The 21,377-nt window shown below is 39.8% G+C and carries 23 protein-coding genes and 1 pseudogene; 15 read left to right on the forward strand and 9 right to left on the reverse strand.

Translation table 11 applies throughout. The annotated features are described in order from the left end of the window. Nucleotide 1 precedes the first annotated feature (1 nt). From O3627_RS11380 to O3627_RS11400, 5 genes are all read left to right on the forward strand, one after another. Complete coding sequence (locus O3627_RS11380) at nt 2–1,417, forward strand: Y-family DNA polymerase (RefSeq protein ID WP_371621452.1); 1,416 nt, start codon at nt 2–4, stop codon at nt 1,415–1,417. Beyond that, nucleotides 1,414–1,776 carry a hypothetical protein gene (locus tag O3627_RS11385; protein ID WP_371621453.1) on the forward strand — a complete coding sequence of 121 codons (363 nt, stop codon included), beginning with the start codon at nt 1,414–1,416 and terminating at the stop codon, nt 1,774–1,776. The genes O3627_RS11380 and O3627_RS11385 overlap by 4 nt, the downstream gene beginning before the upstream one ends. Further along, nucleotides 1,769–2,062 (forward strand): DUF5960 family protein, encoded by a 294-nt coding sequence (locus O3627_RS11390; RefSeq protein WP_371621454.1) that lies wholly within the window; start codon nt 1,769–1,771, stop codon nt 2,060–2,062. The genes O3627_RS11385 and O3627_RS11390 overlap by 8 nt, the downstream gene beginning before the upstream one ends. A gap of 115 nt (nt 2,063–2,177) precedes the next feature. Beyond that, nucleotides 2,178–3,239, forward strand: a complete 1,062-nt coding sequence (locus tag O3627_RS11395) for a restriction endonuclease PLD domain-containing protein (RefSeq protein ID WP_371621455.1) — start codon at nt 2,178–2,180, stop codon at nt 3,237–3,239. Between the two features lie 22 nt (nt 3,240–3,261). After that, nucleotides 3,262–4,305: a restriction endonuclease PLD domain-containing protein gene (locus tag O3627_RS11400; RefSeq protein ID WP_223355348.1), complete on the forward strand. Its 1,044-nt coding sequence runs from the start codon at nt 3,262–3,264 to the stop codon at nt 4,303–4,305. Nucleotides 4,306–4,329: 24 nt separating this feature from the next. Here O3627_RS11400 and O3627_RS11405 read toward each other — a convergent pair whose 3' ends face one another. The 4 genes from O3627_RS11405 to O3627_RS11420 form a co-directional block, all read right to left on the reverse strand. After that, on the reverse strand, nt 4,330–5,556 hold the full coding sequence (locus tag O3627_RS11405) for a DNA cytosine methyltransferase (RefSeq protein ID WP_371621456.1): 1,227 nt from the start codon (nt 5,554–5,556) through the stop codon (nt 4,330–4,332). Beyond that, a complete protein-coding gene (locus O3627_RS11410) occupies nt 5,543–6,640 on the reverse strand; it encodes a DNA cytosine methyltransferase (protein WP_371621457.1) in 1,098 nt (365 codons plus the stop codon). The genes O3627_RS11405 and O3627_RS11410 overlap by 14 nt, the downstream gene beginning before the upstream one ends. Next, nucleotides 6,633–6,869, reverse strand: coding sequence for a helix-turn-helix transcriptional regulator (locus O3627_RS11415; RefSeq protein ID WP_223355344.1), 237 nt, complete (start codon nt 6,867–6,869; stop codon nt 6,633–6,635). The genes O3627_RS11410 and O3627_RS11415 overlap by 8 nt, the downstream gene beginning before the upstream one ends. A 77-nt stretch (nt 6,870–6,946) precedes the next feature. Further along, on the reverse strand, nt 6,947–7,249 hold the full coding sequence (locus tag O3627_RS11420) for a hypothetical protein (RefSeq protein WP_223355343.1): 303 nt from the start codon (nt 7,247–7,249) through the stop codon (nt 6,947–6,949). Nucleotides 7,250–7,614: 365 nt separating this feature from the next. Between O3627_RS11420 and O3627_RS11425 the strand changes: the two genes are divergently transcribed. Both O3627_RS11425 and O3627_RS11430 read left to right on the forward strand, forming a co-directional pair. Beyond that, nucleotides 7,615–8,031 (forward strand): hypothetical protein, encoded by a 417-nt coding sequence (locus O3627_RS11425; protein ID WP_223355342.1) that lies wholly within the window; start codon nt 7,615–7,617, stop codon nt 8,029–8,031. A 23-nt stretch (nt 8,032–8,054) separates the two neighbouring features. Beyond that, nucleotides 8,055–8,324, forward strand: a complete 270-nt coding sequence (locus tag O3627_RS11430) for a cytoplasmic protein (protein WP_371621458.1) — start codon at nt 8,055–8,057, stop codon at nt 8,322–8,324. 266 nt (nt 8,325–8,590) lie between these two features. Here O3627_RS11430 and O3627_RS11435 read toward each other — a convergent pair whose 3' ends face one another. The 4 genes from O3627_RS11435 to rpmF all read right to left on the reverse strand — a co-directional run bounded on the left by O3627_RS11435 (nt 8,591) and on the right by rpmF (nt 9,946). After that, nucleotides 8,591–8,788 carry a hypothetical protein gene (locus O3627_RS11435; RefSeq protein WP_223355339.1) on the reverse strand — a complete coding sequence of 66 codons (198 nt, stop codon included), beginning with the start codon at nt 8,786–8,788 and terminating at the stop codon, nt 8,591–8,593. Nucleotides 8,789–8,966: 178 nt separating this feature from the next. After that, the gene (locus tag O3627_RS11440) at nt 8,967–9,329 is read right to left on the reverse strand and encodes a hypothetical protein (protein ID WP_223355337.1); all 363 of its coding nucleotides are present in this window, start codon (nt 9,327–9,329) and stop codon (nt 8,967–8,969) included. A 269-nt stretch (nt 9,330–9,598) separates the two neighbouring features. Further along, entirely contained in the window at nt 9,599–9,748 is a 150-nt protein-coding gene (gene rpmG, locus O3627_RS11445; protein WP_001265622.1) for a 50S ribosomal protein L33, read from the reverse strand. Between the two features lie 15 nt (nt 9,749–9,763). Continuing rightward, on the reverse strand, nt 9,764–9,946 hold the full coding sequence (gene rpmF, locus O3627_RS11450) for a 50S ribosomal protein L32 (RefSeq protein WP_002894148.1): 183 nt from the start codon (nt 9,944–9,946) through the stop codon (nt 9,764–9,766). 290 nt (nt 9,947–10,236) lie between these two features. Here rpmF and ilvD point away from each other — a divergent pair, with 290 nt between their 5' ends. Next, a complete protein-coding gene (gene ilvD, locus O3627_RS11455) occupies nt 10,237–11,940 on the forward strand; it encodes a dihydroxy-acid dehydratase (RefSeq protein ID WP_023917059.1) in 1,704 nt (567 codons plus the stop codon). Nucleotides 11,941–12,022: 82 nt separating this feature from the next. Here the strand turns inward: ilvD and O3627_RS11460 are convergent, their stop codons facing one another. Then, nucleotides 12,023–12,364: a metal-sulfur cluster assembly factor gene (locus O3627_RS11460; RefSeq protein WP_048773772.1), complete on the reverse strand. Its 342-nt coding sequence runs from the start codon at nt 12,362–12,364 to the stop codon at nt 12,023–12,025. 180 nt (nt 12,365–12,544) lie between these two features. On the opposite strand from O3627_RS11460, the gene hisS reads away from it, so the two are divergent. The 7 genes and pseudogenes from hisS to O3627_RS11495 form a co-directional block, all read left to right on the forward strand. Further along, the gene (hisS, locus tag O3627_RS11465) at nt 12,545–13,825 is read left to right on the forward strand and encodes a histidine--tRNA ligase (RefSeq protein ID WP_011837670.1); all 1,281 of its coding nucleotides are present in this window, start codon (nt 12,545–12,547) and stop codon (nt 13,823–13,825) included. Nucleotides 13,826–13,992: 167 nt separating this feature from the next. Beyond that, nucleotides 13,993–14,280, forward strand: a complete 288-nt coding sequence (locus O3627_RS11470; RefSeq protein WP_032913686.1) for a WXG100 family type VII secretion target — start codon at nt 13,993–13,995, stop codon at nt 14,278–14,280. Nucleotides 14,281–14,503: 223 nt separating this feature from the next. After that, the gene (gene esaA, locus O3627_RS11475; protein WP_185760019.1) at nt 14,504–17,440 is read left to right on the forward strand and encodes a type VII secretion protein EsaA; all 2,937 of its coding nucleotides are present in this window, start codon (nt 14,504–14,506) and stop codon (nt 17,438–17,440) included. A gap of 6 nt (nt 17,441–17,446) precedes the next feature. Continuing rightward, nucleotides 17,447–17,905: a type VII secretion protein EssA gene (gene essA, locus O3627_RS11480; protein WP_371621459.1), complete on the forward strand. Its 459-nt coding sequence runs from the start codon at nt 17,447–17,449 to the stop codon at nt 17,903–17,905. 1 nt (nt 17,906) lies between these two features. Further along, a complete protein-coding gene (locus O3627_RS11485; protein ID WP_002894139.1) occupies nt 17,907–18,146 on the forward strand; it encodes an EsaB/YukD family protein in 240 nt (79 codons plus the stop codon). Between the two features lies 1 nt (nt 18,147). Continuing rightward, nucleotides 18,148–19,407 (forward strand): type VII secretion protein EssB, encoded by a 1,260-nt coding sequence (gene essB, locus O3627_RS11490; RefSeq protein WP_343092189.1) that lies wholly within the window; start codon nt 18,148–18,150, stop codon nt 19,405–19,407. A 2-nt stretch (nt 19,408–19,409) separates the two neighbouring features. Beyond that, a pseudogene (locus O3627_RS11495) lies at nt 19,410–21,377 on the forward strand (type VII secretion protein EssC); the annotation flags it as partial.

The raw sequence follows: 21,377 nt of genomic DNA on the forward strand, positions 1-21,377 counted from the left end.
AATGGGATATTTTGATTATTCACGAGAACCAAAATCTGATATTGCTTTTGTGGATATGAAATCTTTCTATGCTAGTGTCGAATGTGTGGAACGTGGTTTGCACCCTTTAAAGACCTCACTTTGTGTGATGAGTCGAGCAGATAATGCTAATGGACTAATTTTAGCTTCCTCTCCTACGTTCAAAAAAGTCTTTGGGAAATCGAATGTTGGACGAAGCTATGATTTACCTTTTGACATTCATACTAGGAAATTTTCTTATTACAATGCGAGAAGGCAAGGTCTCCCAACAACTCCTGAGTATGTCAGATACATTGAAGAGTGGGCAAAAGTGACCTTTATTGTCCCTCCGAGAATGGATATGTACATTGAGAAGAATTTGGAAATTCAGCATATCTTTCAAGACTATGCGAGTATAGAAGATATTCTTCCTTATTCTATTGATGAGGGCTTTATTGATTTAACCTCTTCTTTGAATTACTTCATCTCAGATAAGGGTTTATCAAGAAGAAAGAAGTTGGATATGCTATCAGCACGTATTCAACGGGACATTTGGCGGAAGACAGGGATTTATTCTACTGTTGGCATGTCAAACAGTAATCCTCTTTTAGCTAAACTAGCTTTGGATAATGAAGCTAAGCATACCCCAACGATGAGGGCAAATTGGTCTTATGAAGATGTAGAAGAAAAGGTCTGGAACATTCCTAAGATGACAGATTTTTGGAGCATTGGTTCCCGTATGGAGAAAAGACTGCATAAGTTGGGAATCTACTCTATCCGAGAATTAGCCAACTGCAATCCTGATATTCTCAAAAAAGAACTTGGAGTAGTAGGCGTTGACCTCTTCTTTCATGCCAATGGTATTGATGAAAGTAATGTCCACAATCCCTATAAGCCGAAAAGCAAAGGCCTAGGAAATTCACAAGTCTTGCCTAGAGATTATGTCAAACAAGTTGATATTGAATTGATTCTAAGAGAAATGGCAGAGCAGGTAGCCATTCGATTAAGAAGAGCTCATAAAAAGTGTTGTACTGTTTCCATCTCCTTAGGCTTTTCAAGAAATGAACTGAAGCGATCTATCCAGGCTCAGATGAAGGTAGAACCGACTAATAATACTAGAGTTCTCACAGACCATGTTCTATCCTTGTTTAGAAAGAAATATGATTCAGGAGCAGTCAGAAATGTAGCCGTTAGTTATTCAAATTTTGTAGATGATTCTATCCAGATCATTTCGTTATTTGATGATGTAGAGAAAATTGACAAAGAAGAAAGGCTCCAAACAGCGATTGATACTATCCGAAATCAATTTGGATTTACAACGATTCAAAAGGGGAACTCTTTGCTAGAAGCGTCAAGGAGTTTAGAACGTAGTAAGTTGATTGGTGGTCACTCAGCTGGTGGACTAGATGGTTTAAAATGATTGATAGAAGTTATCTTCCCTTCCAGTCAGCAAGGGAACATCAAGATAGGGGAATGATGAAATGGATGGGCTTCTTCCTTTCAGAACATACAACCTCATTGACAGATGATAAGAGCAAGGTTGATATGAGTAGTGAGCTGACTAAGTTAGATAAACTCACCTTGATTAGCCAGTTGTATGTTGGAAGACTGACAGGAATATTTGAAGTCGAGTCCGACAAGAGAAAAGAACGATACACAGGACAGGTAACAGAAATCAGTCAGTCTGAAATCACAATAAAAACAGCTGATAAGTACCAGCTGCTTCAGGTGGATGATGTCTTGGGAATTAGTTTAACGGAGGAATTGACCGATGAGTAGGAGAGAGATTTATAAAGATAAATTACAGTTTGACTATTTCTCGGATTCCTATATCAAGTTTGAAGAAGACTTCTACAAGTATTCAGCTATGAATGTACCATTGACATTCCTCACAGATGATATACTAAGAGAAATGGCTATGAGCCAAAAGAACTATTTCAAGCTCAATAAGGAAAATAGCAAAGATGGGCGAGATCACTATTTCTACTTCAAAATTGGAATGAGTGATGAAAGTAAGATGGTTAGGAAGTATCAATATTTGCAGGTGTTTAGTAGTGTACAATAAGAAGGATAATTGTCTCTTTTATTTTTATGAGATTATCAAAAGTCGAGTGATTTTAACAGCTAATTACAGTAATTTGTTATAATATTAGCAAAGACTAATTGAATTGGAGATAAACATGGGATTATACGTAGATGGTTTAGAGCAAGTTGTTATAGATAATGCTAATTCTAGTGATGAGATTGCTATTATAAGCGGATATTGTAGCCCAGATACAATTGAAAAGATAGCTAGGCTAGGTAAAAAGTTAGATTTTTATTTTGGAATGGCTTATAGAGGAGCTTTGACTCCGTTATTACTTAATAAGTTGCAAGATTTACAGCGAAATCATGCTAATTTGAATATTTTTGTTGTATCAGACTATCATGTACATACAAAGTGTTATATTTTTAAAGAAAATGGAGATATTAAAAATATACTAGTTGGATCAGCAAATTGTTCAATAAATGGTCTCAGAAGTGGGAAAAATTCTGAATTATTAGTTGATTTGAACAAAAACGAACTGATAAATCAACACTACTTGAATGATTTAGATTCGTACTGTTTAGAAGTTGCTCAGTCTTCACTTCCGATAAATAGTAGCCAAATTTTGGTTTCGTCACAAAGCGTTACAACTCGTTCTAAAGGTACAGGTAGAAACAAATATAAGATTTCAAAGAATCCTTTTGTTGCACTGATACCTTTGTTTAGAATTGAGGGAACTAAAAAAGTTGTTCATGACAGTAGTGGTTTAAATTGGGGTAATCAAAAAGGCCATACGAAAAAAGGTAGCATGGAATCATATTTTGCAGTGACAGCAGAATTGATAGATAATCATCCTATTGTATTTCCTTTTAAACCTCAAAAAAGAAATACAACTTCTGGCAAAATTACAAGAGATTATGATCCTATTACCGTTTTGTGGGATGATGGTACTGTAATGGAAATGATTTTTTCTGGTACTGGTGTAGAGAGACCCTCTAAAGGTAATCGTAACCCTAATGATCCATATAGGCAGTATCCTAAGCAATTGACAAGTGCTGATGGCGGTGGTGCTGAACTGGGAGCATATATCAGAAGAAGAATGGGGTTATCATCTACTCACATAATTACAATGTCGGATCTAAATTCTTTTAAAAACAAATACGTAGAATTTACGTATATTCAGGATGGCTATTATGAAGCTTCTTTTTCAAGTTAAATTCTGAGCTTAGGAGGAAAATATGCTTTATTATGAAGGTTTAGAAGAAGTTATCTTCTCAAAACACGAGTTGTTGTCTGAAGAACCAGATGAACTTGTAGTTATAAGTGGTTTTCTAGGGCCAGCTCCTGTAGAACGTCTAAATGAATTAAGTGATATGAAAATCACAGTAATTGGAGGGATGTATCCGAGTGGGTTAGATGCTAGGCTATGGAGTTCCCTAGAAAAGATATCCAAAGAGAGCGACCATATCGATATCTTATTTACTAATCGTGAAATCCATTCAAAAATCTATATCTGGAAAAAACAGAGTAAGACTTTAGGAGCGTTAATTGGGTCAGCAAATTTTTCTTCAAATGGATTGAGGACAGACTATCGTGAGTCATTAGCGGATGCTACCCGTGATACATTCGCTCCGCTAGATACTTATTACAAGTTTGTATTAGATAATTCGTCTAGAGAACCACTGTTTCGTAAAGATCAGGCTGTCATAGACTACAGTAGTATGAAGCAGGGGAAAGATATTGCTGATCTTGAAATTCAACTATCCTTTGATATTCCTATTTATGATCCACGAACTGATGAAGTACCTGTATCAAGTGGACTAAATTGGGGTTTGGCAAGGCTAAATGGGGCTCATACGGCTGAAGGAGATGCTTATATAAGATTGCCTAAAGAGATAATAAAAGAGGTACCTGGGCTTATTTCTCCGCTAGATCCAACTTTTTCTACACCTGACGGCAAACGTAAACGTAATTCTGATCCAATTGAGCTAATATGGGACGATGGGACAATCATGGAAGCTTCGTTAGAAGGAGAACAAAAACATGATGGTAAACAATATCCAAAACAATTAGCATCCTATTCTCCTAAAACACCGTTTTTGGATGGGAAGAGAATTTCTAAAAAAAGTATCTTAGGGAGATATTTGAGAAATAGGTTAGGCGTCGATGTTGATGATCTGATTACTAAAGAAATGCTAGATAATTACGGTAGGAATACTATCACATTGTCTTTGATTGGTGAAGGAGTATATTTTGCCGACTTTTCAGTTAAAGACAACTAACTAAAAAAGCTTAGAACTAATCTTCTAAGCTTTTTCCATGTCTTTTATTAACTTTAGAATAGATGGTATAATTTCGCCGATTTTTTTCGCAAATAATGGCGGAACAGCATTTCCAATCATCTCGAAATTATTCATTTGTGACTCATTAAATATAAAGTCATCATCAAAAGTTTGTAATCTAGCAGCTTCTCGTACTGTAATACTTCTGCTCTGAGAAGAATCAGGATGGATATGTCGTAAGCCATCTTTTTTCAGATGAGCGGGAATAGTATTACTTGGTTCATCCCATCTTAATACAAAATACTTATGGACATTTGATTTTTTTCCCGTAACTTCAAAATATAGTTCCTTAAGAGCATCAGTTGAAGTGTACTTGTTGGTACCTTCCTCAAGGTCTTTCGCTAGCATTTTGAAAATTTTTTTGTCACGTTCATTATGAAAACGTGAACTGTGGCCATTGATAGAGGTATCATTTGTATAAGCTTTTGTACGAGTTGGATTTTCAACTGGATAAAGTGGTGGTAAATCAGAAATTGCATCACGGACAGTTTTAGTTTGTTGAAGAGTGCTCAAGTTATGGATTGAAGAATAAATCTGGTTTAAAATTTCCTGATAATCAGTTGATTGATTATCTCTTCTAACTCCAATAATAATGACTCGTTTTCTTTTTTGGGGGACTCCAAAATCTGACATGTCGAAGAGAGCGTTTTTTCTTAGGTCATCAATAATTTCGTATCCGATATTGTTAAAACCTTGTTTTATCAATGATGTAATCTTTTCGCCAGTTGGTATAGCACTAAGAATTCCTTCAACGTTTTCAAATAAAATAATTTTAGGTTGGAAATGTTCTACAACTTTAATGTAAGATTCAAAAAGAAAATTACGATAATCATCCTTCATACCATTATTATCTCTTACTCGGCCTGCTAAAGAGTAAGCTTGACATGGAGGACCACCAGAAATCATATGAACTTCTTTGTTTCCCACTATTTTTGCAAGCCCTGGTGAAGAGCCAAACTCTTCATCGTTTGACCATCCATTGATTAGTTCTTCGGTTCTCTGGATATCAAAATTAAGTACAATCTCCTTGGCATCTTGGATGTTATACTTGCTTTCTAAACGATTAACTAAAGTTCTAACCTGAGGTTTCAACCATTCCACTGCGGAAAGCAGTTGAATATTACCTGATTGCTCTAAACCATCTGCAAGTCCGCCAGCGCCAGCAAATAATTCAATGTTATTTATTTTCATCAGTAAATCCTTTTTCTAAATGAATAAGCATTTTTTCGGCAATTGCTTGAGCTAGTAATGGAGGGACGGCGTTTCCGACTTGACGATTTTGCTGAGTTTTAGTTCCCAAAAATTCAAAATCATCTGGAAAAGACTGTAATCTAGCATTTTCACGAACAGTCGGGACACGATTCCATTTGTAATGAAAATGATTACGATGTCCAGTATCAATTGTTTTTGAAGGCTTTTGACTATGATAACGAGTCCAAGCTTCATTGAATTTTCGAGAATCTCCTACACCAGGCGGAAGATCTTTATGGTTTCCACCCTCAGGAACTTGGCTAATTACCCATTTCACTTCATCAGTATGTCTAGTACCAATATGATTGTGAATAACGAGAGAGTTTTCCCTCATTAGGCGTTGATATTCACTTTGAGGTTCCATGTGATATGGAACATTTTCTTCTCCAAGTTCATTAACGAGTGTAGGTAAATCAGAAATCGCATCAGCAGTACCAATGTATTTTTCAGGTGTTAAAGTTGGTTCTGGGAATTTGAAATATTCATAATTTAAATCTTTTCGATAACCTACAAAAAACATTCTTTTTCTAATTTGAGGAACCCCATAATCAGCAGCCAGTAAAGGTTTGTCGGTTACTGAAACAGCGTACCCCAAATCTTCAAATGTATTGATGATTTGTTCTTTTACTTTTCCTTTGTATAGTGTTGCCATACCTGGAACATTTTCAATCAAAAATGCTTTAGGTTTAAAATGCCTTACGGCATGAACAACAGCGACATATAATTTATTTCTAGAATCGTTTATATCTCTTGAACCAGTTAAGCTAAATCCTTGGCAGGGTGGCCCTGCAATAATAACATCAATTATATTACCGTTTAAATTATTTTCAATATCTTTAATAGCAGATTCTTCATCGAAGAGATCAGCTTTAAGTGCAACTGAATCTTTTAGGTTATGTTTATATGTTTTGAGTGCTGGATCGTCAAAATCCACTCCCATTAAAATATTGAAATCTGCTTGTTTAAATCCTTGGCTTAATCCTCCGGCGCCAGAAAACAGATCGATTACATTGTACTTACGCATCAGAATTCTCCTTTAATTCTATAATATCTTTGAGCTCACAATTTAACACATTACAAATTTTTAATAAAGTGTCGGTTGTTACACAGTTATTATTTCGTAATTTAGTTAGGGTACTTGAGCCAAGACCAGAAATTTTTTGAAATTCATTTTTTGCCATTCCTAAAGTAGTTAGTTTTTTCCACAAAGGAGCAAAACTGATTTTAGAATAATTATTATCTATTTTTTTCATACTGAGATATATTATATCACAGACTCAACCGCTTGTGGTTGAGTTTGCTATGAAAAAACACCAGATTTTTCCAGTGTTTATTCATAGTATTCAATTTTTGACGGTTCAATAATCTCAGTATAGATGTTTTCAACGCTCATCAAGACATAACCTTTTGATTGATCAGGTGTAGCTAATATGAGTTCTTCATAAGAAGGTAGTGAAGTAATGTCATTTAGCAAGACATTCAGTTCTTTAGTCTTGCATAGTTGGAACAGTTCATTGCTGAAAGTTGATAGTTGCTCTGAGTGATTAGAATGAAAGACATTCTTTTTGATTCTAATTTCTAGGTTTGATATAAATTCATATAGATTATCATAGATCTCTGTGTTGATTTCCATTCAAACGACCTCCTTTTCTACTACTATTATAACAGATAATTATTTCTCTACAATTAAATATGTGAAGTCCGTTATAACGAAAAGTTTTGAAAATGTTCGTTATAACGTAAAATGATTGAATCGAATTTATGATATAATGCTAATAAAAGTAACGAGATTTAAAATAACAAACTTGCTTACACTAGGAGTCAAAATTGACACCACTCAACTAAAACTTAATCAAATATAGCAAAAAATAAATTTGAACGGAATCTTTAGAAATGCTGAAGTTAAAGCTTTTTGGAACTGGTTGAAATAAATGCTTACTAAACATAGTGTTAGTAAATGGTATAATAAAGCTAATTCAAATTGTTGGAGAGAATATTATGTTAGTTGATAAAGAAATGTTCTTCAAAGTGGAAAATATCCTTCGTGAGCAAGGGATACTTGAAAAGTTTGAAGAGGAAAATGGAGAAATAACTGGTCATATGATGATTACGATGACGGAAATACCTCCTGAATTAGGAATTGATAAAGTTAGCGATAATATGCGTGTTTTTTGTGCTTCCTTTGATTTCTATGATATGATGATTGGGATTGCATTCGATTTAGACACAATGGAATTTATTCCTCAAATGTGGTTCACTCCTCAGACTGACGATGCTGTGGAACCTTCTAGTGAATGGATAGAATTTTTTCTAAAAACTCTATGTGAGAATATGTCGGAAGATGGTTTTGGAGTTCCAATGTATATTTTTTTAAATAACCACAGCGACCTTACAATTGTTCCGACTCAATCATAGAAAAGAGAGAAAGGGGAAAGATTTTGAACAAACGTGATTACAGTTTAGCTCATGCTTATTGTAGTAATAATAAACCTGAGTTGGAAAGGGATGAAATTTGTGGTTGTTTTTATTGTATGCAGATTTTTTCTCCACTTGAAATTGATGAATGGCTAGTGGAAGATACCAAAATAGACTACAGAGGAACCGCATTATGCCCATACTGTGGTATTGATTCTGTAATTGGTGCAAGCTCTGGATTCCCAATAACTAAAGAATTCCTTAAAGCAATGCATCAGATTTTGTTTGGATAATTTCGTTAATATTATTGTTTTCTTTTATCTACACTACGATTCATATAATTAAAAGTTGTCATATACTGATTTCATCAATGATATGAGTATAGGGAAACTTTTCACCTAAGTCAAAATAATTCATTCAAATTTATTGAAATCTTTTTCCAATATTGGCATTTATAAACGCTGTGATAGAGGTTTTTTGAAATTAAAAGAAAAGCGACCTTGTCAAATTAGGTTTTACAAAAAGTGGAATCTGAACTAAAACTCATTGCAACGAGGTTTCAAAACACTTCCTCCCTATCCAAGTTTGGATAGGGTTTTTCATCGTTAAAAACTCTCTTTAGTATCTCGACACTTTCCTTCAAATGGAGAAGTTCTATTTTTCTTCTAAGATCATCAGTATTTTTCTCTATATTTTCGCAATGTCGTTTGATATGCCATAAGGATTTTTGAATGTTATCTTCTTTTAAATTTTTCATACTCCTATCTTATCAGATAAATTCTTAAAAATAATGTTGTTTTCCTCAAATGATCAAAATATAACCTGAAAAGCACTAAAAAATAAATTATGCCCAATTTTTCTCTGTTAATAGGATAACAAAAAACGCTTCAATCAGCGTTTTTATTGTATAAAGAACAAGGAATAGTTTGAGAGCTTTAATTGTTGCCGTATTTCTTCACTGCTTCTTTATATGCTTCACTATCCTTTTTGTAATAGTCTTGCTTCGTTCCTGAAATATCTACAGTGAATACGCCATCCTTGAATGTATAATTCTCTTTTCGGTTTATGATATTAGAACCAGACAGTTCGATTGTTGAACTGTCTTTATCAATTGTAAAGGCATCAGCCTCCCCTTTATTGATATTTCCTTTGTTACCTGAAATGGTAAAGGCAACTTCATTTCTACTCTCGTTTATCCAGTAGTATTCGCCATCTAAAGAATTGCTTGATTGGTTAGAACAGGCAATTAATAAAATTGCAGATAGAGACACTAAAATTAATGTGATAAATCTTTTCATTTGCTTACCTCCATTTCTATTATACCAAAGTAATGTTACAAGTGTAAGTCAGTTAGTAATAAGGGTGTCTTACCGTTTTAGAAATTAAAAAAAGGAATTCATTTTAAAATTCCTTTTCTTTTTAAATAAACAAATCAGTTTCTTATTTCATAAAAGGTAGTGAAAAAGGTAGTGATTCGATTGATTTATATTGCAATGTAGTGAAATTTTGAATTCCAAGAATTGCTTCAAATCAAGGTTTCTAAAGTCTAGTGACGTGTAGTGACCCCTTATTTCACTTCTGTAAATACAACGTGCTTGCGAAGTTTTGGTGAGTATTTCTTCAATTGAAGACGGTCTGGTGTGTTACGTTTGTTCTTAGAAGTAAGGTACAAGCGTTCACCAGATTCTTTGTGTTCAAGTGTGATATTTACGCGCATGGTAGCTCCCTTCTATTATTCTGCTGCAGCAGCTTTGGCAATCTTACGGCCCTTGTAGTATCCTTTAAGGGATACACGGTGAGAGCGTGAGTAATCACCAGTAGTTTCGTCAAAAGTTACAGTTGGAGCTGTCACTTTGTAGTGAGTGCGGCGTTTGTTTTTCTTCGCTTTGGAAGTGCGACGTGCAGGTACTGCCATTGTTTGTTTCTCCTTTTAGTTTATGAATTCGATTCAATTTGATGATTTTCATCAACTTTAACAGTATAACAAAACTTTTTTGTAAAGTAAAGTTACTTGACAGATTTTTTTCTTCTTTATTGAGAAAACCCTGAGCTTCTAGTTGTCTTCTTTCGACTTGATAGGAAAAAGTTTCAAATCCGCCTCTATATTTTCCCAATCTTCTGAAAATTTAAAAATTTTCCTCTGTAAAATACAGCCTAAGTGTGGTATAATAAAGCACAAAGATTACTGTAATGAAAGGGAAAGATATGACAGATAAGGACATTCGTCACAGAAGTAAGATTTATGACAGTATGGTTAAATCTCCTAACCGTGCCATGCTTCGCGCGACGGGGATGACTGATAAAGATTTTGAGACGCCTATTGTTGGGGTGATTTCCACTTGGGCGGAAAATACACCCTGTAATATCCATTTGCATGACTTGGGCAAGCTAGCCAAGGAAGGTATTAAAGCAGAGGGTGCTTGGCCTGTCCAGTACGGAACTATTACGGTTGCGGACGGAATTGCCATGGGAACTCCAGGGATGCGCTTCTCTCTGACCTCACGCGACATCATCGCAGACTCCATCGAGGCTGCCATGGGCGGGCATAATGTGGATGCTTTCGTAGCTATCGGGGGCTGTGATAAAAATATGCCAGGCTCCATGATTGCCATTGCTAACATGGATATCCCTGCTGTCTTTGCCTACGGTGGAACAATTGCACCGGGTAATCTGGACGGTAAGGACATTGACTTGGTTTCTGTCTTTGAAGGAATCGGGAAATGGAACCATGGTGACTTGACAGCTGAGGAAGTGCGCCGCATTGAGTGTAATGCCTGCCCTGGCCCTGGTGGCTGTGGCGGTATGTATACAGCCAATACTATGGCGACTGCTATTGAAGTTCTAGGCATGAGCCTGCCAGGCTCTTCTTCTCACCCTGCTGAGTCTAAAGACAAGCAAGAGGATATCGAAGCAGCTGGCCGTGCTGTTGTAAAAATGCTGAAAATGGGGCTGAAGCCTTCTGATATCTTGACGCGCGAAGCCTTTGAAGACGCTATCACGGTGACCATGGCTCTGGGTGGCTCTACTAATGCTACCCTGCACTTGTTGGCCATGGCACACGCGGCTAATGTCGAGCTGACACTTGATGACTTCAATGTCATTCAAGAGAAGGTGCCACATTTGGCTGACTTGAAACCGTCCGGTCAGTATGTCTTCCAAGACCTTTACGAGGTTGGGGGAGTGCCGGCTGTGATGAAATATCTCTTGGCGAACGGCTTCCTGCATGGCGACCGCATTACTTGTACAGGTAAGACTGTAGCAGAAAATCTAGCAGAATTTGCTGATCTGACACCAGGTCAAAAGGTTATTATGCCGCTTGAAAATCCAAAACGTGCGGACGGTCCGCTCATTATCTTGCATGGTAATCTGGCTCCAGACGGCGCTGTTGCTAAGGTTTCTGGTGTTAAAGTACGCCGTCACGTCGGACCAGCAAAGGTCTTTGACTCGGAAGAAGCTGCTATTGATGCGGTACTGGCCGATGAAGTGGTCGATGGCGACGTGGTTGTAGTTCGCTACGTTGGACCAAAGGGTGGCCCTGGTATGCCAGAAATGCTGTCACTTTCATCTATCATTGTAGGGAAAGGCCAAGGGGACAAGGTGGCCCTTCTAACCGACGGTCGCTTCTCAGGCGGTACTTACGGCTTGGTTGTCGGACACATTGCTCCGGAAGCTCAAGATGGTGGTCCGATTGCCTATCTTCGTACAGGTGATATGGTCACGGTTGACCAAGATACCAAGGAAATTTCCATGGCAGTCTCTGACGAAGAGCTGGCGAAACGTAAGGCAGAAACGACTATTCCACCGCTTTATAGTCGCGGGGTACTTGGTAAATATGCTCACATGGTATCGTCTGCCGCTAAAGGTGCTGTTACTGACTTCTGGAAACCAGAAGAAACAGGTAAGAAATAGCCTATATATGACAAAAGAACCCGCTAGTTTTTCTAGCGGGTTTGGTGTTTTTATTTTAAATGTAGATAAACTAAGTTCCTTCTTATCTAGGACTGATCCCTAATGCAATGCGGCCGAAGCGGCTGATACGGGTGATTTTCCAAGCAGGAGACCAAGTAACCTCGACAGAGGCACTTTCAATCTCCTCAATTTTCTTAAGAGAGTCCATGATGGCGATGGGCAGACTCTCAGCACAATCACAGGCTGTGTCGGTAAAGGTCATGACAACCTTGCAGTGGCCATTTTCGTCTAAGTTAATTTCATAAATCAACCCTAAGTTATAGACATCCAGCTCTACATCCGGATCGTAAATACGCTCGAGCTTCTCCACCAATTTATCCTGAATGGCAGCTGCTCGATCATTGATTTTGATATCGTCTCTCATGGCTATCCCCTTCTATCTGAGTTGAATTGTTTTTATTTTCTCACAATTCAGACTTTTTTTCAAGCTATTTTGGAACATGAAAACGGATTTAGTTCTTCCAAATGAAAAATCCCTTTCGGGCTCCTCAAAATGGCGGACTTATGATAGAATATAAGTACTAAAGAAGGCGGAGGTCAGAAGATGAAATTACAAAAACCTAAAGGAACTCAGGACATTCTTCCTCAGGAATCAGCCAAGTGGCAGTATGTAGAAGACTTTGCCCGCAAGACATTTAGAAAATATAATTACGGTGAAATTCGTACGCCAATTTTTGAGCACTATGAAGTCATTAGCCGCTCTGTCGGGGATACGACAGACATTGTGACTAAGGAAATGTATGACTTCTATGATAAGGGCGACCGTCATATCACGCTGCGTCCAGAGGGGACAGCGCCTGTGGTGCGTTCTTATGTAGAGAATAAACTTTTTGCTCCTGAAGTGCAAAAGCCTGTCAAAGTCTATTATATGGGCTCTATGTTCCGCTATGAGCGGCCTCAGGCTGGCCGTCTGCGGGAGTTTCACCAGATTGGTGCAGAGTGCTTTGGCTCTAGTAATCCTGCTACAGATGTAGAAATGATTGCCATGGCGGCTCAGTTTTTCAAGGATATTGGCATTACCAATGTCAGCTTGGAGCTTAACTCACTGGGGAATCCTGAGAGCAGAGCTGCTTACCGTCAGGCCTTGATTGATTATCTGACCCCATTGAAGGCTAGCCTATCAGCAGATAGCCAACGTCGCTTGGAGGAGAATCCGCTGCGCGTGCTGGATTCTAAAGAGCCCGAGGACAAGGCGGCTGTAGAAGGTGCACCGTCTATTCTGGACTATCTAGATGAGGAGAGCAGTGCCTACTTTGCGGCTGTTCGCTCCATGCTAGAGACCTTACAGATTCCTTATGTCATCAATACCAACATGGTCCGTGGCTTGGACTACTATAATCACACAATTTTCGAGTTTACGACAGAGGTGGCTGGCAGTCAGCTGACTATTTGTGCTGGCGGCCGTTATGATGGGCTGGTGGCTTACTTTGGTGGCCCTGAAACGCCAGGTGTTGGCTTTGGTATGGGCTTAGAACGCCTACTTCTCGTACTTGACAAGCAGGGAGTAGAGCTGCCGATTGAAACTGCTCTGGATGTGTATGTAGCCGTTCTAGGAGCAGATGCCAATGGCAGAGCTTTGGAGTTAGTACAGGCTCTCCGCGCACAGGGATTTGCTGCGGAGAGAGATTATCTCGACCGCAAACTTAAGGCTCAGTTCAAGTCAGCTGATAACTTTAAAGCCAAAACTCTTATCACCTTGGGTGAAAGCGAAGTGGAAAGTGGTCGGGTAACTGTTAAGAACAACCATAATCGTGAGGAGATTACTGTTAGCCTAGACCAAATCCAAGAAAACTATCAGCTTATTTTTGAGAAATTGGGGTTTTAAAGGCTTAATTCTAACAGGAGAAAACGTTATAGTATCAGATGTTTGAATGAATTTGGTTGACAACTTGTCAATATGTTTTCTAAAAAAATATCTTTAAAAGCTTGAAACCTAAAGTGATTGTTGATATAATGTTTTTGTTGTATAAATTTGCTAAAGGAGAAACAACTATGGCACAAATTAAATTAACTCCAGAAGAACTTCGTACATCTGCAAACAGATACACTGAAGGTTCTGAAAATGTAACTCAAGTTTTGACCACATTGACTAATGAACAAGCAATTATTGCTGATAACTGGGATGGTTCTGCATTTGATAGCTTTGAAGCACAATTCAATGAATTGTCTCCAAAAATCAAAGAATTTGCACAATTGCTCCAAGATATCAATGCTCAGTTGATTAAAGTTGCTGACATCGTTGAGCAAACTGACCAAGATATCGCTGCACAAATTCACTAATTTTGTTATAACGGCTTTAGGAAGGCGAGAGCCTTCCTATTTTTGTAAAGATTAAAAATGAAAAAATGGCGGTTTCTTTCATATCAAATAAGAAAACTGCTACAATGTCAAGACAAGCTCTAACAATCTGGATCAGTATTTGAATTAGAATGTTAGGGCTATCTGTGTCTTTTTTGAGTGCTCCTTATGTAAAAAATAAATGAAGAAAAAAGAAAAAGTATCCATGGGAAATAAAAAATTATTTAAATATATAGGAAATGTTGTTTTAGTCATCGCCTTGCTGGCAGCAGTGGTGACGCTGAATGTAGCAGTGCAGAAGAATACAAGCAGTGCTAGAGATAGCAAGCTCAGAACGGACCAAAAAACTAAGCTTAATGTCGCGGTTGTCAATGAGGATCGGGCTGTTAAGGTTGACAAGAAAGAGTATAATCTTGGAGCTAGCTATGTCAAAAATCTAGAACGGGATGACTCTCAAAACTGGTATATTGTGACGCGTGGAGCTGCAGATGCTGGCCTGGAAAATGGGAAATATCAACTGGTCGTGACGATTCCAAGTGACTTTTCAGAGAAAGTGCTAGATGTCAATGCTATCAGTGCTGATCGGACAATCGTTACTTATAAGGTCAATGCTGCGGGAAATCAGCAGATTGAAAATGAAGCCAATAATCTAGCTAAGGATATTATCGCGGATCTGAATAGCCAGTTGGTTGATATGTATATGGCAAGTATCTTGAGCAATCTGTACACAGCTCAGCAAAATGTGCAGGCTAGTTCAGAGGTGCAAATTACCAATATTGGCAATTATCGAACCAACTTGTTGGAGTCTGCCATTGGCTCTAAGAATATCTTCCCAACATTGGTCAGTATGTCTGCTTCATCTGTTGAAGCCAATAACTCTCTGAAGACGACTCTGGAAACTTATGCTAAGGCTTTCGATGACTTGGATAATTCTCAGGCCACTTATGGAAAGAATTTTGATAGTCTTCTCAAACAGCGAGTTAGTGACCAAACTAGTTATGAAGAATTTATGACCCAGCTGATTGAGATGGATCGTCAGCTTTTGGCAAATGAAACTGAGACGCTTTATAATAGTTTGAGCGAATCGCAACAAAAATTGACTGCACAGCTTGAACTTGCCAAAAAACAATCTAGTGATGATTCAGACGATAATAATAATCAGCCAAATCAAAATCAATCTGATAATGTCAGCAAGCAACTAGAGCAGTTGGAAGCTGCCTTAAAAGCAGAACGTGGGCAATTAGATGTCCATAAACAACAGATTAAGGACTTTGTTGATAATAAATTAAGGACCTACTATGGTGTTGAAGAAGGCAAGCCTATTACTCTTAGCGCAGTGTTAGGAGATGCTATAACAAGCTACGATGCTTCTTTGAAGGCACAAATAGCTGAAGCAGTAAAAGCTTTGCCAGCTTCTCAACCAACAGAGGTGAAATTCGGATTGTCTGTTCCTGTTCTTGATTATTCAACCATTTCGCAATTTGGAACACCACAAGGAAATGGAAGTGCTGAGTTAGACAATCTGGCAGCAGCTGCAGAGAAAGCAGCTAGCTCTACAGCCGGCCCAGTTAATAGCCAGGTTGGAAAGGCTACTTTGTCAGTCACTCCACCAACAGGTGTAACAATTAAAACTATTACATACAATGGCGAAACAGTAACAAATGGGCAAGAAATTAATTTGGCTGAAGGCGCTAATTTTAATGTGCAGTTCAATGTAGCTAATGATGCTGCAGCCACTTCAGTTGACAGCTCAATTGATATTTCTCTGAATGGTATTAAGGTTGCAAGTGCGCCGGTGAATGTAGAGGATGCACAAAAAGCGGCAGCAGCATATGGAGCTAAAGTACAGGAGATTTCTTCTGCCTATCAACACGTTATGTCTTTAATCCAAGCTTATAATTCTTTTGATGAGTTAAAAAATAAAGATATGTCCGAATCTTTATCTACCCTTTTGATAAATGCTATTAATTCGAATCTAGATAGTTATCAAAATAGCTTGTCTAAAAGTAACGATGGGAAGAGTCAAGGCGTTAAAGAAACCTTGGATGAAACGATTAGTAACTTGAAAAACAAGATTGAAGACGTCAAAGGGACCAATTCAGAACTCGCAACTGAGATTGATAAACAGCTCAATCTTTACAAAGATGTACGAGAGAAATTGAAAGGCATCTCAACTTCTCGGGAAACCTCTACGGATGCATTGAAAAAGACAGACACCGATTTGTCATCTCTGAACTCAGAATTCTCATCCTTGCTGTCTTCAACTTCTGGCGTTAAGTCTTCTTCACAGACCAATGTGCAGGCAGCTGATAGTGTCAACCAGATCTTCAGCAGCTTCAATCGTGAGCTGGAAAATGCACAAGGAACAACAGAGAAACTGTCTGCGAATGCTGAGAGCTTGATGGGGCAATTCAATAAGGAATTGGAAGATAATGGCAACTTTGTGGAATCTTTTGTCAAGGTTCTTAACAATGCCTATGAGAACGGGGTTCCTAATGAAGTATTGTTGGACTTCTTGTCTAATCCAGTTGCTCAGTCTTCTTCATCTGTCAAAGCGACTGTCAATGTTTACCGTCCATTTACTTGGATTCTCTTGTTGGAAATTGTTAGCCTCTTTACGGCCTATCTATTTGCAACGCAAAATATTGTGCGCAAGGTTAAAGACCGCTTTAAGCTTAATAAGCTACAAGATACCGATATTACGACTGTGGGCATCCTAGGCTTCCTGTCTCTGACGATTGGGCTAGTTATTGGGATTGTCTCCAGTATGCAGCTTCACATCGGCAAGGAATATGTACCATCTTGGGTCTTGTTGATTGTGGTTGCTAGCTTTGTCTTGATTCAGGGGCAGTATTTGTTCCTCAAGCATCTGCGCGTGATAGGTATGGGCTTGGCTTTCTTCATGATTATTAGCTTTGTCTACCTATCTAATGCCATTGGTACGACAGCTAGCTTGACTGGCTTCCCAGCCTTTATCAAGAGCTTGAATGCCTTGTCTGTGCTAGAAGGCATGCTGTCAGGTTACTTTGACGGCAAGACCGCTGGCTTCTTTGCCATCTTTGGTCTGATTGTCCTACTGGCTCTGCTAGTTGCAGCTAATATCTTTATCAAGACTAGAACATTAAAAACTGAGGAAGTTTAAAAGAGTATGAAAAGAATTCTGTTTTTATTCCTACTCCTAAGTTCGTTTGCGGTGACGGCTGTCGCCGCAGATGAGCTAAAGGATAATCGTCTGCAGATAGATAATTCGCGGATTGAAAAAGAGCAAGAACTGAACTTTGGTGCACAATCGGAAGGCACCAAGTCTCTTTTCGTTGCTGAAAATCAGGAAAAAATTCAGGAAATGAAGCAGTATCAAAACAAACAGTTGGCCACAGAAGCGGGACAACTGTTTTCTGCTATACAGGGGCCGACGGATATTTACCATTCCAAGGAGCTTTTTCAGCTGGGAACGGAAAAATTGTCCAAGCTGCAGACGAGTTTGAAAAGTGATGATGAAAGCAGCTGGGATGATTTTCTGCCGGGAGTAGTCTACTTTGTAGCAGCCATACTCTTGGTCAGTATGACTGTCTTTGTCAGCTATCGTATCAGTAAGGGAGAAGTATAAAATGGAAGGACATATCAATATCACCCTCCGTTTGCGGGATAAGGATGTGGATATTCGCATTCCTAAGCGGATTGAGGTCCGTCGTTTCATTCGGGAGATTGATCAGATTTTCAATATCGAAGGAAAGCGTCATAAGTATCAGCTGCGGATTATTAACAAGGGGCTGATACTGGATGAGGGCAAGGTTTTGGCTGATTATCCAGTCACAACAGGAGATTTAGTAGAGATTGAGGAGATTTAAGGTGACTGAGGAAAAATTTGTATTTGCTGAACAAGAGTTTATCTATGAAAAAAATGACAAGAATTGGAGCCTAACACTGAAGCGTTCGGATGTAGCAACGCAGGATTTGCGGGAGCTCTTGCTTTTGGACCTGCACCATCCGCTTTTCTTGGAACAGGAGACTAAGGCCGACCACGATAGTGTCTACTTCACCTATCAGATTGAGCCTTTAGGGCTTTCTAAAGAAGAGATTGAAAAGCGCACGATTTCTGAGCGGATTCGTCTGGCTCTCAATGTGTTTGCTTTGGAAGCAGCACTGGAATTGCCGGTTACTTTTTTGCTGCATCCTAGCAATCTATTTATTACCAAGGATGCGCAGGCTAAGATTGCTTATCGCGGGGTTCCCGGCATCATGACACCTCAGTCTATTTCTCGGGAGGACTTTTTGCGTCAGGCTAAGTGCTTTGCGGTGACGCTCTTTGCAGATCTGGACTTTATGGAGCTTTACAAGGGCTCGCTAGAGCTAGAAACTCTGCCAGATTTCCTAGTGGAACTGCGTGAGGCTGAGACTCTGGAAGATGCGGTTGCTGTTTTGGAGAAATCCTATCAGGAAAAGGCTGCAGAAGAAGCAGAGAAGCAGACACTGGTCTCCAAGCGCCAGCATAAGATTTACAAACTGGCGACCATCTGGCTGACAGCAGCTGTTGTGATTTTGACTATTCCTTTGATTTACCTGATTTTCATACAAAATCCTTTTAAGGAAAAGCTGTTACAGGCGGATACTGCCTTTATCAAAGTGGACTACAGCAAGGTCATCGATGAGCTGGAGGGAATCTCTCCTAAGAGTCTGCCGAATACACAAAAATATGAACTAGCCTACTCTTATATCCAGGGTTTGGAGTTTTCCGATGATCAGCGCAAGGTCATCTTGAACAACGTCACGCTAAAATCAGATGATTTGTATCTCAATTACTGGATTCAAGTTGGACGTAATGATTTTGAAGATGCTTTGGACACAGCCAAACGGATTAATGACTCAGATCTGATTATCTATGCCTTGACGCAGGAGATGAAAAAGGTGCGTGAGGACGATAGTTTGTCTGGTAAGGATCGGGAGACTAAGCTTGAGTCCTTGGAAGGCGAGTATAAGAAATACTGGGATAGCCGCAAGGAGCTTTTAACTGGTGATTCTAGCTCAAGCGCTTCTAGCGAGGAAGGTTCTTCAGGAGCAAGTTCTTCCTCCAGCAGTGAAGCGTCATCTAGCAGTAGCGCGAAGGAGTAAGTATGAGCAAGACAATCATCATCTATACAGACCATCTGCGCTATGAGCTACAGCTGACAGAGGACAAAAAAGTTCTCCTAGCTGCGAGTGAGAAGGCTCAGCTTTACCTGCCCCATCAGGAAACTCCTATCCAGCTTCAGCTAGCTGAGGGACAAGTCTTTTATCAGATGGGGGAAGATACGGGTGTCGTAACTGACGGCCTGACCTTGGGTAATCTGACCTTGTATCAATCTGATTCAGAATCGGCCGTTTACGACCTGCTGGACAGAAAAGAGTTGCTCATCAGCGACCAGAAGGGGGCTGACATCAGCTTGGGAGCTCCTTTGGAGTTGCTCTTGAAGCGAACAAATGATTCTTGGATTTTGACCAAGATGCGAGGTCAAGTCTACCTCAATCACGTTGAGTGGACGGGAGACCAAATCCAGCTGGAAGCCGGCGACGAGCTAAGCTTGGAGGGTATCTGCCTCAAGGTCTATCCAGAAGAAATCTGGGTGACTGGTCCAGCTACGGTCAGATCTAACCTGACCTTGCGGGGGGCTTCTCGCCATGGTTTTTATCCAGACTATCCAGACTATCACCGCTCACCGCGGATTATCTATCGGAGCTCAGAGGACAAAATCCAGATTGCTCCGCCAAGCAAGGAGCCTCAAAAGCCCAATGATGAGCTCTTGAGACTGATTGTGCCGCCGCTCCTTATGGTTGGGGTGACGGTATTGATTACACTGGTTCAGCCGCGGGGGATTTATATCCTCGTTACGGTGACGATGTCAATTGCTAGTGCTATCTTTTCAGTTCGCGGTTTCTTCAAAAACCGCAAGAAGTTCAAGGAAGACAAGAAAGAGCGCATCGATCTTTATCACCTCTATCTAAAAGACAAGGCTATTGAACTGAACAAGCTGGAACGTGAGCAGCGTGATGGCATGCTTTACCATTTCCCAAACATTAACGAATTAACGAGTCTGGTGACAGACTACAGTCACCGCATCTACGAGAAGACACCGCTCCACTTTGACTTTCTCTACTACCGCTTGGGGCTTGGGCAAGTGCCGACCTCCTATAAGCTGACCTACGGTCAAGAGGAGCGGAGCGGAAAGAAAGATGCGCTGGAAGAGGAAGGTTATGCTCTCTATACTCGGCATAAGAAAATTCCCGATCTTCCGATTGTAGCTAATCTCAGCCATGGGCCGGTCGGCTATATCGGCCCGCGCAATCTAGTCCTGGAACAGCTCCAGCTCTTAGTCATGCAGTTAGCGGTCTTTCACTCCTACCACGATGTGCAGGTGATTACCATCATGCCAGAGGAGGAGCGCGACCAATGGGATTGGCTGCGCTGGCTGCCGCATGCGACTCTGCAAGAGCTGAACGTCCGTGGCTTTGTCTATAATCAAAGAACGCACGATCAGGTTCTAAACAGTCTCAACCAAATCCTTAAACTGCGCAAGGCGCAAAAGGAAGAAGCGACCCGGCAGGAAACGACACTTTACAGCCCTCACTATGTGGTCTTGGTCACAGATGAAAAGCTGATTCTCGACCATATCATCATGGAGTTCTTCACAGAGGATCCGACTGACCTGGGCTGCTCACTCATCTTCGTGCAGGATGTGATGAGCTCCCTGTCTGAGAATATCAAGACGGTTGTCAATATCAAGGACCGCAATACTGGTCAGTTAGTCATGGAAGAGGGAATCCTCAGAGAAATTGACTTCCGCTTGGATCATTTCCCAGAAGACTATGACAAGGAGCGAATCGCTCGGACCTTGGCGCCACTCAATCACTTGCAGAATCTCAAGAGCTCAATCCCTGATACTGTGACCTTTATGGAGATGTATGGGGCAGAGACCTTCTCAGACCTGCAAGTCTTGCAAAAGTGGCAACAGAATGCGCCGTATAAGAGCTTGGCGGTGCCTATCGGCCTGCGGGGGAAAGAAGACCTGGTCTATCTCAACCTGCACGAAAAGGCTCACGGACCG

The organism is Streptococcus sp. 27098_8_82, from assembly GCF_041431615.1.
In the GTDB taxonomy this organism is placed as follows: Bacteria; Bacillota; Bacilli; order Lactobacillales; family Streptococcaceae; genus Streptococcus; species Streptococcus sanguinis_K.